Source organism: Paenibacillus xylanexedens (genome assembly GCF_007680605.1).
Taxonomy (GTDB): Bacteria; Bacillota; Bacilli; order Paenibacillales; family Paenibacillaceae; genus Paenibacillus; species Paenibacillus xylanexedens_B.
The window spans coordinates 657,296-671,281 of the sequence record NZ_VEIO01000002.1 but is presented as its reverse complement, the minus strand read 5'-3'; the positions used below and the strand labels follow the sequence as shown (position 1 = coordinate 671,281).

At 47.6% G+C, this 13,986-nt stretch carries 14 protein-coding genes; 2 read left to right on the top strand and 12 right to left on the bottom strand.

Annotation, left to right across the window (positions count from 1 at the left end; translation table 11 throughout):
- Window positions 1-181 precede the first annotated feature (181 nt).
- The 6 genes from FS818_RS17815 to cysT all read right to left on the bottom strand — a co-directional run bounded on the left by FS818_RS17815 (window position 182) and on the right by cysT (window position 5,818).
- Window positions 182-976, bottom strand: a complete 795-nt coding sequence (locus FS818_RS17815; RefSeq protein WP_145333437.1) for an MBL fold metallo-hydrolase — start codon at window positions 974-976, stop codon at window positions 182-184.
- A 233-nt stretch (window positions 977-1,209) separates the two neighbouring features.
- Window positions 1,210-1,656 carry a hypothetical protein gene (locus FS818_RS17810; protein ID WP_145333436.1) on the bottom strand — a complete coding sequence of 149 codons (447 nt, stop codon included), beginning with the start codon at window positions 1,654-1,656 and terminating at the stop codon, window positions 1,210-1,212.
- A gap of 373 nt (window positions 1,657-2,029) precedes the next feature.
- Window positions 2,030-3,097, bottom strand: coding sequence for a sulfate ABC transporter substrate-binding protein (locus tag FS818_RS17805; protein WP_186331461.1), 1,068 nt, complete (start codon window positions 3,095-3,097; stop codon window positions 2,030-2,032).
- Window positions 3,098-3,142: 45 nt separating this feature from the next.
- Complete coding sequence (locus FS818_RS17800) at window positions 3,143-4,207, bottom strand: sulfate/molybdate ABC transporter ATP-binding protein (RefSeq protein ID WP_090918047.1); 1,065 nt, start codon at window positions 4,205-4,207, stop codon at window positions 3,143-3,145.
- 1 nt (window position 4,208) lies between these two features.
- Window positions 4,209-5,006 (bottom strand): sulfate ABC transporter permease subunit, encoded by a 798-nt coding sequence (locus tag FS818_RS17795; RefSeq protein ID WP_090918049.1) that lies wholly within the window; start codon window positions 5,004-5,006, stop codon window positions 4,209-4,211.
- The gene (gene cysT / locus FS818_RS17790; RefSeq protein WP_123063322.1) at window positions 5,003-5,818 is read right to left on the bottom strand and encodes a sulfate ABC transporter permease subunit CysT; all 816 of its coding nucleotides are present in this window, start codon (window positions 5,816-5,818) and stop codon (window positions 5,003-5,005) included. Before cysT ends, FS818_RS17795 begins: the two co-directional genes overlap by 4 nt.
- Window positions 5,819-6,049: 231 nt before the next feature.
- Here cysT and FS818_RS17785 point away from each other — a divergent pair, with 231 nt between their 5' ends.
- Window positions 6,050-6,451 (top strand): secondary thiamine-phosphate synthase enzyme YjbQ, encoded by a 402-nt coding sequence (locus FS818_RS17785; RefSeq protein ID WP_145333435.1) that lies wholly within the window; start codon window positions 6,050-6,052, stop codon window positions 6,449-6,451.
- A gap of 175 nt (window positions 6,452-6,626) precedes the next feature.
- Here the strand turns inward: FS818_RS17785 and FS818_RS17780 are convergent, their stop codons facing one another.
- The 5 genes from FS818_RS17780 to tkt form a co-directional block, all read right to left on the bottom strand.
- Window positions 6,627-7,229, bottom strand: coding sequence for a TetR/AcrR family transcriptional regulator (locus FS818_RS17780; RefSeq protein ID WP_090918057.1), 603 nt, complete (start codon window positions 7,227-7,229; stop codon window positions 6,627-6,629).
- Window positions 7,230-7,234: 5 nt separating this feature from the next.
- The gene (locus FS818_RS17775; RefSeq protein ID WP_145333515.1) at window positions 7,235-7,867 is read right to left on the bottom strand and encodes a YigZ family protein; all 633 of its coding nucleotides are present in this window, start codon (window positions 7,865-7,867) and stop codon (window positions 7,235-7,237) included.
- 168 nt (window positions 7,868-8,035) lie between these two features.
- On the bottom strand, window positions 8,036-9,391 hold the full coding sequence (locus FS818_RS17770; protein WP_090918059.1) for a glucose-6-phosphate isomerase: 1,356 nt from the start codon (window positions 9,389-9,391) through the stop codon (window positions 8,036-8,038).
- 183 nt (window positions 9,392-9,574) lie between these two features.
- On the bottom strand, window positions 9,575-9,892 hold the full coding sequence (ppnP, locus tag FS818_RS17765; RefSeq protein ID WP_090918062.1) for a pyrimidine/purine nucleoside phosphorylase: 318 nt from the start codon (window positions 9,890-9,892) through the stop codon (window positions 9,575-9,577).
- A 153-nt stretch (window positions 9,893-10,045) separates the two neighbouring features.
- Complete coding sequence (gene tkt, locus FS818_RS17760; RefSeq protein ID WP_145333434.1) at window positions 10,046-12,088, bottom strand: transketolase; 2,043 nt, start codon at window positions 12,086-12,088, stop codon at window positions 10,046-10,048.
- 371 nt (window positions 12,089-12,459) lie between these two features.
- On the opposite strand from tkt, the gene FS818_RS17755 reads away from it, so the two are divergent.
- Entirely contained in the window at window positions 12,460-12,939 is a 480-nt protein-coding gene (locus tag FS818_RS17755) for a hypothetical protein (protein ID WP_145333433.1), read from the top strand.
- A gap of 107 nt (window positions 12,940-13,046) precedes the next feature.
- Here the strand turns inward: FS818_RS17755 and purU are convergent, their stop codons facing one another.
- On the bottom strand, window positions 13,047-13,940 hold the full coding sequence (gene purU / locus FS818_RS17750) for a formyltetrahydrofolate deformylase (protein ID WP_145333432.1): 894 nt from the start codon (window positions 13,938-13,940) through the stop codon (window positions 13,047-13,049).
- Window positions 13,941-13,986 lie beyond the last annotated feature (46 nt).

The window sequence follows — 13,986 nt, the reverse complement described above, 5'->3', positions numbered from 1 at the left end:
TCCGTTATAGTGTAAAAAATAGTTCAACTTATATTAATTAAGTGTTTCATTATGTAAACGAAGAACCTCCTGTAAAGGATACGCTCTTCTTCATTTATTTTTTTACAACAAAATCTATTCCCTAATTCCTTAATCCCAAATTCTCCAATTTCATTACTGCAGCCTGATTTCACATCGAATCCTAACCCAGTGTCACTGTCATGCCTGTTCGTGCTATGGTGATGCCCTGATCCAGTTTATAGTCCTGCCTTACGTCTACATCATGGGACATATGTGTAAAATAGGTGTGTCCCGGCTTCAACTCTCGCAAAAGCTCCTGCGCCTCCTGCATATCATACACCGAACGCGTCGAAAACTCCGCCAGCTCATGCACAAAACTCGTCCCCAGAACCAGCAGATCCAGTCCATGCAACAGTTCCTTCTCATCTTCCTTCAAATCTATAGCATCTGAACAGTACGCCCACGCATACTCCTCACGCTCCAGCCGATATGCATATGAAAAACCGTTATGTCCATGACATACCTTCCAGGAACGAATCTTCCATCCACCAAGTTCGATCCCGTTATCGGTTTCTAAAAAATCCATGTGACGAGCGAGCCACGGAAATTGTCCCTGTATCGTAACGATCACTTCACGCGGAGCATACAGTTTTCCCTTCACGCCTAGCCAACGGCACGCATCCGCCCATTCCGGCAAACCGCCAATATGATCAAAATGAGCATGTGTAATCAGCAACGTATGCACCATCCGCATTCCGTGATCTTCCATCTGAGAACGCCAATCCGGCCCGCAGTCGATCATAAACATCCCGTCTTCATGCTGATCTCGAAAGTCACCGCCCCTGTGAATCAGGACCGATGAACGTTTCCGCCGATTTTCCCCAGCCTGCCTTGCCTCCGCACATACCTCACAACTACAATACACTCGCGGGACACCCATGGCATCGCCTGTGCCCAGAAATGTGAGCTGATTCATTCCGCATTCCCCTCTCGCTCCCTGAAGCCGATTCAGCTCAGATGTGATGTCTCTTCCTTCGTAATCAACGAAGTTGTGCCTCAAATATTCTATGTAAATTGTAATCCTCTACCTCCGCTTTTGCAAAAAAAAGACTCCCCCACTCCAGCTCATCACAGCTGGCCGGGAAAGTCTGTCGTCTGACCGGGCTGGAGAAACCCAGCCTCAGACATGATAATTGCATATGCGTCCGCTCACACCAGCGCACGCAGTTTCAACGTCAGTTCACGGCCAGCAGGAACCTCCAAGGCTTCCGTGATGACCCAGTTCCATGCCAGACGTTGCTCTAACACCTTAGCCTGTTCTGCGGTCAACTGCAAACCGGTGATGATTCCCTCACCCACCGCGAAATCCTTGTCTGCTTGCAGATTAAATGCTTTTTCCAGCCAGATGCCAAGCCCGCCACGCGTATTAAACGTTATTCGATACCCGTTCCGGACAGCCCCTTCCAAGTTCTCACCATGCTCGTCCGCATACGAGAAAAACGTATCGTACCGATAATGCTCCTCGGATACGCTATCAAAAGCCGCTACATCCTTGGCTTGAATCGCTTTTAGTATATCCGCTTCTGACATGCCCTTGCCACGGGCCTGCTCCAGCCGAATCGCTGTGCTTTGGGATAATTTGATCTCTGTACTCATTACGGTCACGCCTTTCTGCAATTACGAATATACCAACATGTGTATTAGTATACTCCCTATTATAACCTTTTCGCAGTAAAAAACCTCCATCTCGGCTTGCCGCAAATGAAGGTTCGCATTCCTGTATAAGTTGAACTGATTCCTCTTACACGGAGCACTCCGATGACAGAATAACCTGGAGAGTAGCGGTTATCCCCAGATTTTTTTGGATTCCCTTTTCCAAAGGGAAAAATCCGGTGATAAGCATATGCTTCCGATGTAGCTTTCTTGCAGAAAGCTTTTAGGCAATCGCTACGCTTTTCCAGGTTTTTTCTGTCCTCTCCGTTATTGTGTAAATAAATAGTTCAACTTATATAGTTCATTGTTCAATGGCCTACAGCCCCGCCAGTACCTGATACCAGACTCCGCGCTTGGAATAGAGCGTCTTACGCACCTCATTCCAGCCTCCCAGATAGTTGATATCAAACAGCCCCGCTGGTGTCGGGAACGATTCTTTCGTCTCGGCAAATACGTCCAGATCTACCGAGCGGAAGCCGTGTTTCACAAAAATACGCTGCGCTTCCGGTGTCCGCAAGTATGCGATAAAGGCTTCCGCCAGCTCCCGATTACCATGTTTGTCGGCGTATTTATCCACCACCACTGCAGGATTTTCGATGAGAATCGTATTTTTCGGCACAACGATATCATAATCTACACCCTTTGCGATTCGAGCGAGCAACTCATTCTCGTATGTTACGATGACGTCGCCTACACCGTATTCAAATGCCGCCATCGAGGAACGACCACTCTTGTCCAGGGATTCGACGTTTTGATGCACCTCTTCCAGAAATGCTTTGGCTGCGGCAGGGTCTTTCTTGCCCTCTTTCTCCTCCGACAGCTTCAATCCTGCACCATAGATTGCATTAATATCCCACTGTGCACCACCGGATGTTTTCGGGTTAGGATACAGCACCTTTACGCCAGGCTTGGTTAAATCCTGAAAATCTTTAATCCCCAGTGGATTGCCTGCCCGTGTACCTAGAACAACGATCGAACGGGTAATCATGCCCTCATTCGGCGTTTGTTTCCAATCCGCAGTGACCAGCTTGGCCTTCACCAGTTTATCGATGTCACTTTCCATCGCCAGCAGGGCTACATCCGCTTCGAACCCGCCAACAATGGCTCTGGCTTGTGTTCCTGAAGCTTCATAAGACTCCTGAAAGTTAACGGTTTGCCCCGTCTTGGCCTTCCATTCTGCCTGGAACTTGGGCAACAGTTCACCTACCGCATCCTTCGCTACGCTATATGCACCAATAACCAGTGTGTTCGAAGAATCGCCACTCGAAACCCCGGCTGGCTGCCCTGGCTCCTGCTTGCTACATCCGGCAGTCACACAGACGAGCACAAGCATCAGGATCACGTATAGAGGTATAAATTTCTTTTTGTTATGGCTCGTCTGCATGGCCGCTCCTTCTTTCATTTCTGCTTTATTCTAAATTAACTGGCTCTAGATCATGACAGGCATCGGATCTTCTTTCAGTCGGTTCTCGACAACCCAGCTCTCCGAGTCGTTGAACAAATAGGCGCGGTGCACAAGCACACGAATCGTTTGCCCGATCTCCAGTGTCGTTTTCTCCAATGAGCGATAGGTGATGAGCTTATGGCCCTCCACCTCAACTTCAACCATCCATTCACTACCGCGGAAGTGAAGGTGTTTCACGATCCCTTTTTCCGTTGCAGACAGCATGGTGAATTCATTCTTAAGTCCAATCTCGATGTACTCCGGTCGGATCAATGCACGCGTATTGCCACCTTGCACCGCATGCTCGAAACCTTTCAGCTGAGAGGCATCTTCTACCACCGTGGACTCCCCAATAAACGTCGCCACGAAAGGGGTCTGCGGATTTTTATAAATATCCCAAGGGGTACCCTTTTGCTCCAAACGGCCTTGGCTGATAATCATAATCTCGTCTGCGACTTCAATCGCTTCATCCTGGTCATGAGTAACAAAGATGGACGTGATGCCTACCCGCTCGATCAACTCACGCAGCCATGAGCGAAGCTCTTGACGGATCTTAGCATCTATGGCGGCAAACGGTTCGTCCAGAAGCAGTAACTGCGGCTCAGGCGCAAGCGCTCTGGCAAAGGCCACACGTTGACGCTGTCCACCCGACAACTGGTGCGGATAACGCTGTTCGAAACCTTTCAGCCCGGTCAGCTCAACGAGTTCCATCACGCGATCACGAATCTGGGCTTTGGGTGTCTTTTTCACCTTGAGACCAAACGCAATATTATCAAAAACACTCATATGTTTGAACAACGCATAGTTCTGAAATACAAATCCAATGCCTCGCTCTTGAGGCGGCAGATGATTCACGACTTTTCCGTGGAAGCGGATCTCGCCCGACCCTGGGCTTTCAAGCCCTGCGAGCATACGCAGAATCGACGTTTTCCCGCCTCCGCTGGGGCCGAGCAAACCGATCAGATGGCCTTTGGCAATATCGAACGAGACATCTTTTACCGCATGAAAATCACCAAAGTGTTTGTTCAGATCACGAACTTCTACATGCATCTTAATGCACTTCCTTTCGCTTCTTGGCCCATTCCATCAGGAGCAGCAGTCCTACGGAGAAGGTTACCAGCACCAATGCCACACCGTTTGCGGCTGACACGTTGAAATTCTCTACATCCTGATACACCAGTGTTGTTGCTGTCTGCGTTTTATTCATAATGTTACCGGATACGACCAATACCGCCCCGAATTCTCCCAGTGAACGCGCTACCGTCAGAACCAGACCATAGACCACTGCCCAGCGGATGGAAGGCCATGTAACGCTCCAGAACGTTCTCCAGCCGTAGGCTCCAAGTGTGGAAGCTGCCTCTTCCTGCTGCGAACCTAGCTCTTGCAGGACTGGCATAACTTCCCTTACCATCAACGGGAACGTAACGAACAACGTGGCAATAACCATCCCTGGAAAAGCGTAAACCACATTAAATCCGATGCCCTCAAAAAATCCTCCCATGATGCTGTTTGGTCCAAGCAACAAAACAATCATCAAACCGCCAATAACCGGCGATACCGCATAAGGTAAATCGACAATGCTGTTAAGCAGTCCTTTCACCCGATCACTCAGCCATCCTGCGCGGACCAGATAAATCGCCATCATGATGCCAAACAATGTATTTAACAGAGTAACCACCAGAACGACAAGCCCTGTCATCATCAGTGCGTGAAGCGCCTCAGGACGCATAATGCCTTTAACAAAGCCGCCTGCACCATCCTCAAATGCGCCAATCAGAATCCGTCCAAGAGGAATGATCAACAGCAGTGTGAATACTACAAACGTAAGTCCGATTAAGAGTCTTCTCATCTTCTTCTCCCCCGCATCTGTACCAGATTGATCAGCCAGAGGATCAGGAAGGAGAGTGTAAGAAGCAATACGGATACAGCGGCCGCTCCTGTCGGGTTATCACTTTCAATCTCACCATAGATAAATACAGAAGCGGTTAGCGTTCTTCCCGGGATATTGCCAGCTACCAGTACAACGGCGCCGAATTCAGCGAGTGCTCTGGAAAAAGCCAACATTCCGCCGCTAATCATGCCAGGAGCCATGGATGGAAGAATGACCTGCATGAATGTACGTGCCTTGGAAGCACCCATCGTGTACGAAGCCTCTTCCTCGGAAGGATCGATCTCTTCCAGCAAAGGCTGCACTGCCCGGATGACAAAAGGAAAGGTAACAAAGGTCATCGCAATCACAATTGCAGGCTGATGAAAAACAATTTCAAACCCCATGGATTCAGCCAGTTTCCCGACAGCACTGATCGGGCCGAGCAACAGCATAATCATCAGACCGCCTACGGCTGTTGGTAACGCAAAAGGCAAATCGACGAGACTGTTAAGAAAGGATCTGCCAACGAATCGATATCTTGTTAACACCCAAGCAATCATAGTTCCCAAGATCACATTAATTAAAGCGGCGACCACGGCCAGACGAACCGTTAATAATACTGCCTTCCATGCGATTGGGTCCATGATACTCTCAGCAAAATTGCTCCATCCTTCAGAAAAGGAATTGGCGTACACACCGATGATTGGAAGTACAATGAGCACGATGAAATATAACAATACGGTACTGCGAAAACCCCAAGTCCATCCCTTGTGACGAAGAACGGTGTTCATTACTGTGTTCCCTCCCAGCCTCCGGCTTTAACTCCGGTCGGCAGTCTACCTGACTTCATACGACATTTTCCTAAGTTGGATAAGTTTACTTTATTATTATTCCCATTAGTCTACTTGGTTTTTGCTTATCTGATACTTTACCAGTTTGCAGTGCTGATCGTCAATGCTTTTATTCGAACTATTAGGGAGTTAAAATTGAGGAGAGCCATTACAACGACAAGGAGGAAAGACATGTTATACACACAAAATATATCAACATTTGCAAGAGATGAAATGAAGGATATCACACGGGAAGTCAAACAAGTTGTACAAAGCAGCGGCGTGCAGAATGGCACCGTGCTTATTTATTGTCCACATACAACAGCTGGCATTGCTATTAATGAAAATGCTGACCCCGATGTTAAACATGATGTCTTGTTGCGTCTCGATGAGGTGTACCCATGGGAGCACCCTCAGTATCGTCATGCCGAGGGCAATACAGCCTCTCACCTCAAATCAATAACTACCGGTCCGTCACAGACTGTCATCCTTCATGAAGGCAGACTGCTTCTCGGACGCTGGCAAGGAATCTATTTTTGCGAATTTGACGGGCCACGCAATCGAGAATTTTTCGTCAAAATTATGGAAGGTTAGGTTCCTTCTCAAAAAAGACAAGCACAAACAGGCGCTCCACCCTGTACCGGGGTTAGGAACGCCTGTCTTCATCTTCAGTGTATGAAAATAATATCTTTCGCATGATAACGTAATAAAGAGTTAATGTTATGATCAATCACCGCCTTGAAGTGTAGGGGCAGGCATAAGCGGCAAATTATTGCACGCCAGGCTGCTGACCCAAGTTACGGCACAATACTTTTACATGAGACAACGCAGAGGATTCGATCTCCGCAAACGTTAAACGGTCTTGAATATGGTACGATATGAATCCGTGCATCGCCAGAAACAAAGTACGCGGCACATGCTGAATATCTTCTTCGGCACAGCCCTCTTCCTTCATATACTGCCGAATAATCGACGCAAACAGTTCGAAACAACGTCCCTGCTCCGTACGGCAATAGGACAATAACTCCTCGTCCCGAATCATAAACATAATCTCGTATTGATATGGATTTTCCAGACCAAATCGAATAAACTCCATCAAAATATGCTCCACTTTGTTCACGCCGCCTGCAACCGGCCTGACCATGGCTTGCAACAGTAGATGTCCCAGATGGTTGAAATCCTCTACCACAATTGCATAGAACAACTCTGCTTTTTCCTTGAAATGATAATACAGCGACCCATGACTATAGCCAAGATGCTGGCCGATGCTCCGCATCGAAATGGCGCGGTATCCTTTGGTAATAAAAAGATGCCTCGCCGCCTCCAGTATCCGCTCCCTCGACAACTCCTGTTCGACTGCTCTTCTAGCCATATATTTTATTCCCCTTCAATAAAATAAAGCCGCTGTCCCTCCGTGATCCGGGATTGCCCTTGCGTCAAATCCGTGATCCAGGCGATAAATGCCTCGGTTTCACTATCCGGCGGAAGACACGTTAACGTAACTTTATCGGTGAAAGCCGTTTCACCTGTACGCACTTCCCGGCCTCTTAACTCATTTTCCACTTTCCCAAGCCACGTATAATCCAATTCGACAAATACTTCTCGATGCAGCACTTTGGCAATGGCTTCTCCCGCTTCAATCGCTGCCACAGCTCCATCTGTATACGCACGAATAAGTCCACCAGCGCCAAGCATGATTCCCCCGAAGTATCGTGTAACAACAATCGCTACATTCTTTAATTGCTGATTCTTGATCACCTCAAGAATAGGTTTACCCGCTGTACCACTCGGCTCCCCGTCATCAGACTGCTTCTGAATCTCATCCCGCTCGCCAATCATGTATGCCGAGCAGTTATGTGTCGCATTCCAATGCTTTTTCTTGATATCATCAATAAAAGCAATAGCTTCCTCCTCAGTTGAAACCGGCATAATATGACCGATAAACCGTGATTTTTTGATCACAATTTCCAGTTGTCCGGATCCTCGAACCGTTCGATAACGTTCAATCATTTTCCAATCCAACTTTCCGTAAATCATCCATTTTACAAGAAAGCAGTTCCCCGCATATTGCGGATGAACTGCCTTGGTTAATGACACCCGGGAAACGATACCCTGCAAAAGCTCGCATTCCCGGATGGACTTAACAATCTTATTTAACTATATGAGCGGAGCCATGAATTATTCAGAAAGTCTCGCTTCGAGCGCTGCTTTCTCTTCTTCAAAGCCTGGTTTGCCCAGCAATGCGAACATGTTTTTCTTGTATGCTTCCACGCCCGGTTGGTCAAATGGATTCACACCCAGCAAATATCCGCTGATGCCACATGCTTTTTCAAAGAAGTATACCAGATATCCGAAGGAATATGGAGTCATATCTGGAATGTTCACAATCAGATTTGGAACTTGGCCATCTGTATGTGCGAGCAACGTTCCTTGGAATGCTTTTTTATTGACGAAATCCATCGTTTTTCCTTCCAGGAAGTTCAAACCGTCCAGATCGTCCGCATCAGCTTCAATGGAAATGTGCTCGGAAACTTCTGCGACTTGAATAACGGTTTCGAAGATGTTCCGGCTACCTTCCTGAATGAATTGACCCATAGAGTGCAAGTCTGTGGAGAAATCCACGGATGCAGGATAGATACCCTTGTAGTCTTTACCTTCGCTTTCACCAAAGAGCTGTTTCCACCACTCGGATACGAAGTGCAAGGACGGCTCATAGTTCACCAGAATCTCTGTTCCTTTGCCTTTACGATACAATGCGTTGCGAACGGCAGCATATTGATACGCTTCGTTCTCCGCTACATTCGGATTGCTGTACTCTTTGGAAGCATCAGCTGCACCTTGCATCATTTCTTCGATGTTGATCCCCGCTGTTGCGATTGGCAGCAAACCTACGGCTGTAAGTACGGAATAACGTCCACCTACATCATCCGGGATGATGAAAGATTCATAACCTTCTTCATTCGCCAGCTTTTTGAGTGCTCCGCGCTCTTTATCCGTTGTTGCGTAGATACGTTTGCGAGCTTCCTCTTTCCCGTATTTTTTCTCCAGAGCTGCACGGAAGATACGGAATGCAATCGCTGGTTCAGTTGTTGTACCCGATTTAGAGATAACGTTCACGGAGAAGTCTTTACCTTCTACCAGATCCAGCAAGTGTGTCACATACGTGGAGCTGATGTTGTTACCTGCAAAATAAATCTCAGGAGTTTTGCGTTTGTCTTTCGGCAAGTTGTTGTAGAAGGAATGTGTCAGCATTTCGATCGCTGCGCGTGCTCCCAGGTATGATCCACCGATACCGATCACGATCAGCACTTCGGAATCACTTTGGATTTTGGCAGCCGCTTTTTGGATGCGGGCAAACTCTTCTTTGTCATATGCTGTCGGAAGGTCGATCCAACCGAGATAGTCGGAACCTGTTCCTGTACCATTATGAAGCTGCTCGTGAGCCAAGCGGATTGGTTCAGCGAAATAGTCTACTTCGTGCTGGTTTACAAATTGCAAAGCTGTACTATAGTCAAATGTCACTTTTTTTGCCATGATCTCAAAAACCTCCTGATATCGGTATACTATTTCCGTTTTCCATGTTAAACAACTTGTCCTAAGGATACTTCAAATCCAACTTGCTGACAAGCTTATGCACGAACTTGGTTGTTAACATTCAAGAAGCAAAAAGGGCAAATCGAATTCCGCAGCACTGCGGTTCGAGTTCCCCTTCTTGTGTTATTCCGCCGGGTACGAGCAGACGTAGTCGGTAACGCTGCGTATCTCCAGTTTGAATTTGGATTCAGCAGGCACGTGGAATGTAGCTTGGCCTTGAATCTCTTGCCACTCTTCTTCACCAGGAAGTAATACTCTCAGATCGCCGGACAGAATCTCCATAATCTCGCGGGAATCTGTGCCGAACTCATAGTTGCCTGGAAGCATGATGCCCAGCGTCACTTTGCTGCCATCCCCCAAAATAACCGTTCTGCTGGTTACCTGGCCATCATAGTAGATGTTGGCCTTTTTCACTACACTGACTTGATCGAATTGTGACATGCGTACCCGCTCCCCTGAAGTTAATGAAAACAAAAGGCAACACAGGTCAGGGCAGCCATGCCGCCTTGACTCTGCGGAAATAACAACTGCCATGAGCCGGAAGCGCCGGAAGACGTTCGGCCCATGACAGACTGTTGAAATATAAAGTTTTAATTACAGCAATGCTTTTACTCGGCTAACTACGTTATCCACAGTAAAACCATACTCTTGGATTACACGGTCGCCAGGCGCGGAAGCACCGAATGTGCTGATTCCAAGAATGTCACCTTGATCTCCAACATATTTTTCCCAGCCCATTGGATGAGCCATCTCGATCGCCAGACGAGCTTTAACATCCGGAAGAAGAACGGACTCTTTGTAAGCTTTGTCTTGTTTCTCGAACAGATCCCAGCTAGGCATGCTGATTACGCGAACTTGAATCCCTTGCTCAGCAAGTGCAGCTTGAGCTTTAACAGCGAGCTGTACTTCAGAACCTGTAGCGATAATTTGTGCTACCGCTTTACCGTCTTTAGCATCGGACACTACATAAGCACCACGTTTAACGTTCTCACGTGCACCTTCTACAGTACCTTCGAGGATCGGCAAGTTTTGACGAGTCAGTACCAAGGCAACCGGGTTGCTCTTGTTCTCCAGCGCGTAAGCCCAAGCTGCAGAAGTTTCGTTACCGTCAGCTGGACGAATTACCGTCAGGTTCGGGATGATACGCAGGGAAGCCAATTGCTCGATCGGCTCGTGCGTAGGACCATCTTCACCGACAGCGATACTGTCGTGAGTCAGAACATACGTTACTGGCAGGCTCATCAGTGCAGCCAGACGAACAGCCGGACGCAGGTAGTCGGTAAATACGAAGAACGTACCGCCGAATACTTTCACGCCGCTGTGCAGTGCCATACCGTTCATCGCACCAGCCATACCGAATTCACGGATACCGAAGTAGATGTTACGGCCGGAATAGTCTTCCGGAGTGAAGTTCGCCAGGTTGTTCAAGTGCGTCATTGTGGAGCTTTCCAAGTCAGCAGAACCACCTGTCAGATGAGGCACATTGTGTGCAAGACCGTTCAGAGCGTTACCGGAAGCTACACGCGTAGACAATGCTTTGTCTGTTGCCGCATATTTCGGCAGATCACGATCCCAACCTTCTGGAAGGTCGCCGTTGATTGCTGTTTCGAACTGAGCAGCCAGTTCAGGGTATGCTTTTTTGTACTCCGCAAATTGCGCGTCCCATGCTTTGTTTGCAGCAATACCTTTTTCTTTTACTTGAGCAAAGTGATCGCGAACTTCAGCTGGTACGTGGAAGTTTTCTTCGTACACCCATTTATAATATTCTTTAGTCAGTTTAGCTTCTTCTGCACCCAGTGGAGATCCGTGAGTACCGCCGTGGCCGCCTTTACCTTGTTTGTTCGGGCTACCGTAACCGATAACGGTTTTCACTTCGATCAATGTAGGACGTGCTGTGTCTGCTTGACCTTCTTTGATTGCTTTCTCAATTGCAGGCAAATCGTTACCGTCTTCAACACGCAATACTTGCCAGCCATACGCATCGAAGCGTTTAGCGATGCTTTCGGAAGAAGACAGATCAAGTTTGCCATCCAGCGTAATGTCGTTGGAATCGAACAACATGATCAGTTTGCCAAGGCCCAGACGTCCAGCCAGGGAAGCAGATTCATGAGATACGCCTTCCATCAGGTCGCCATCACCGCAGATTGCATATGTGTAGTGATCAACAACGTTAAATTGATCTTTGTTATAAGTCGCGCCCAGTTGAGCTTCAGCCATAGCCATACCAACTGCCATTGCAATACCTTGACCCAGCGGTCCGGTAGTTGCATCAACACCAGCTGTATGTCCGAATTCCGGGTGACCCGGAGTTTTGCTTCCCCATTGACGGAATTGTTTCAATTCTTCCATCGGAAGATCGTAGCCGCTCAGGTGCAGCAAGCTGTACAGCAACATGGAGCCATGTCCTGCGGACAGCACAAAGCGGTCCCGGTTAATCCAAGTCGGGTGGTCCGGGTTATGAGTCATCGTTTTTGCAAAAAGCTGGTACCCCATCGGAGCGGAGCCCATCGGCATACCCGGGTGTCCGGAATTTGCCTTCTCAATTGCATCAATCGCCAAAGTACGTACGGTTGTAATCGACAGGTTGTCGATTGTGGTGTTCTCGTCCTTTTGAATCGCTTCGTTCTTGTCAGTCATGGTTTGTCCTCCTCATGTCTTTAGATAAGTCGGGTGCGCAAGCGAGTCCCTCTCATCATACAAGCAAACCGCATAAACAATAAGTGAATCCGCTTGAATGTTTCATTTTGACTTATTCACTTTTGTATTGTATCACTTGCCGTGAAGCTTTTCCATAACCTTCTTTTAGAAAGTTACGGAAAAATTCGGCTGATTCTCGCTAAACCTTGCTAATCCATCGGATGAAGTATAACCTTTAAGCCGAAAACCATACACTTTTTAGAGATTAACGTGAAAATTGCATCTTCTAGTCTGTATCTCTCGATTCGAGAGCGAGGTGAACGGTTTATTTTCAGATAGTAGGTATGCTTCATACCCAAGGAGGGCTTGAAATGCCAGATCGAACGCGACACCCGTCTAATTCATTAAAATCATCATTACCCTGGTTTTCGGGGATCATAACCGGAATCGTCGGAGGTGTTTTTCTGGGACTGTTTCTGAAAGCTGTCCAGACAATAACTGGTGAAAAGGTATATACCTTGTTGTTGAACATTGATTTTGTGCCAGGGCTTCCTCCGCGGTTGCCCGAATGGATCGAATTTTCTTTACACCTGGCTGTATCTGTTGTCATCGGGATTTTCTACATCTGGTGGGTCAGACGTTCAGGCCGTCCCGTCAGCAGAGGAATATTTCTCGGTGCCGCCTCTTCTCTACTCTATCTCCCTTTGTCTCCGTTATCCTCACGTGTGCCCGATTGGAATGACACTGGTGCCATTTTGTATTGGGTCGTTGGCCATCTTCTCTTTGGTACTTTGTTAGGTCTGTGCGGAAAATACTTGCACACCAAAAAGCGGCAAGCAGTTCATCATTGAACTGGAGCCGCTTGGTTTAATAATGCAACATTCTCTGAGTGATTACGTCTTCTTCTCTTGCGAGGTTACGGATCAACCTTGCACAGTATTAAAGCGTGATCCCAAACTTAAAATACGACTGTTTTATTTTCGTGTACAAGAACACGGTCTTCCACATGCCATTTTACAGCCCGCGCAAGCACAACACGCTCAATGGTACGTCCAATGCGTTTCAATTCAGTCACATTATCTCCATGGCTTACACGCTGAACGTCTTGCTCAATAATAGGGCCGCCATCCAGCTCTTCCGTTACATAGTGCGCCGTTGCACCAATGATTTTAACACCACGGTTATAGGCTTGAGCGTATGGCTTACCTCCAACAAAGGCTGGCAAGAAGGAGTGATGAATGTTGATAATACGGTTACGGTAATGCTCGATAAACGTTGGAGAGATAATCTGCATATAGCGGGCGAGAATGATCACATCTACATCGTTGCCGATCACTTCCAGCTGACGCTGTTCTGCTTCTTTTTTCGTATCGGCTGTAACCGGAATATGGTGATACGGAATGCCGAAAGACTCTACATAGTTTTTCATATCTAAATGGTTGCTGACCACAAGCGCAATATCCGCATCAAGATCGCCAGCCTGCCATTGCCAGAGCAGTTCTACCAGACAGTGATCCTCTTTGGATACAAAAATAGCCAACCTTTTTTTGCGGCTCACCGCTGAAAGAGACCATTCCATCTCGAAACGTGCTGCCACATCGGCAAAATCCGCTTCCAGCTTCGCCAAGTTGCTCTCCAGTTGCTGAAGATCGAACTCGATCCGCATAAAAAACATTCCGCCTGACGGGTCCATCGTATACTGGTCAGACTGTACAATGTTGGCACCGTGTTGATGCAAAAAGTGCGATACCGCTGCTACAATTCCGGGACCATCCGGACAGGAAATAAGCATACGCGCTCGATTGGCGCGGTTTTGATCTTCAGGTCGTATTTGTTTGGCGTGAATCTCCATCGGGTTAATCTTCCTCCTTCAATTAGACAAGACATATATGAACTAT

Coding starts and splice junctions, on each gene's coding strand:
- FS818_RS17815 (WP_145333437.1), bottom strand. CDS start 976: ATGAATCAGCTCACATTTCTGGGCACAGGCGATGCCATGGGTGTCCCG.
- FS818_RS17810 (WP_145333436.1), bottom strand. CDS start 1,656: ATGAGTACAGAGATCAAATTATCCCAAAGCACAGCGATTCGGCTGGAG.
- FS818_RS17805 (WP_186331461.1), bottom strand. CDS start 3,097: ATGCAGACGAGCCATAACAAAAAGAAATTTATACCTCTATACGTGATC.
- FS818_RS17800 (WP_090918047.1), bottom strand. CDS start 4,207: ATGCATGTAGAAGTTCGTGATCTGAACAAACACTTTGGTGATTTTCAT.
- FS818_RS17795 (WP_090918049.1), bottom strand. CDS start 5,006: ATGAGAAGACTCTTAATCGGACTTACGTTTGTAGTATTCACACTGCTG.
- cysT (WP_123063322.1), bottom strand. CDS start 5,818: ATGAACACCGTTCTTCGTCACAAGGGATGGACTTGGGGTTTTCGCAGT.
- FS818_RS17785 (WP_145333435.1), top strand. CDS start 6,050: ATGTTATACACACAAAATATATCAACATTTGCAAGAGATGAAATGAAG.
- FS818_RS17780 (WP_090918057.1), bottom strand. CDS start 7,229: ATGGCTAGAAGAGCAGTCGAACAGGAGTTGTCGAGGGAGCGGATACTG.
- FS818_RS17775 (WP_145333515.1), bottom strand. CDS start 7,867: ATGATTGAACGTTATCGAACGGTTCGAGGATCCGGACAACTGGAAATT.
- FS818_RS17770 (WP_090918059.1), bottom strand. CDS start 9,391: ATGGCAAAAAAAGTGACATTTGACTATAGTACAGCTTTGCAATTTGTA.
- ppnP (WP_090918062.1), bottom strand. CDS start 9,892: ATGTCACAATTCGATCAAGTCAGTGTAGTGAAAAAGGCCAACATCTAC.
- tkt (WP_145333434.1), bottom strand. CDS start 12,088: ATGACTGACAAGAACGAAGCGATTCAAAAGGACGAGAACACCACAATC.
- FS818_RS17755 (WP_145333433.1), top strand. CDS start 12,460: ATGCCAGATCGAACGCGACACCCGTCTAATTCATTAAAATCATCATTA.
- purU (WP_145333432.1), bottom strand. CDS start 13,940: ATGGAGATTCACGCCAAACAAATACGACCTGAAGATCAAAACCGCGCC.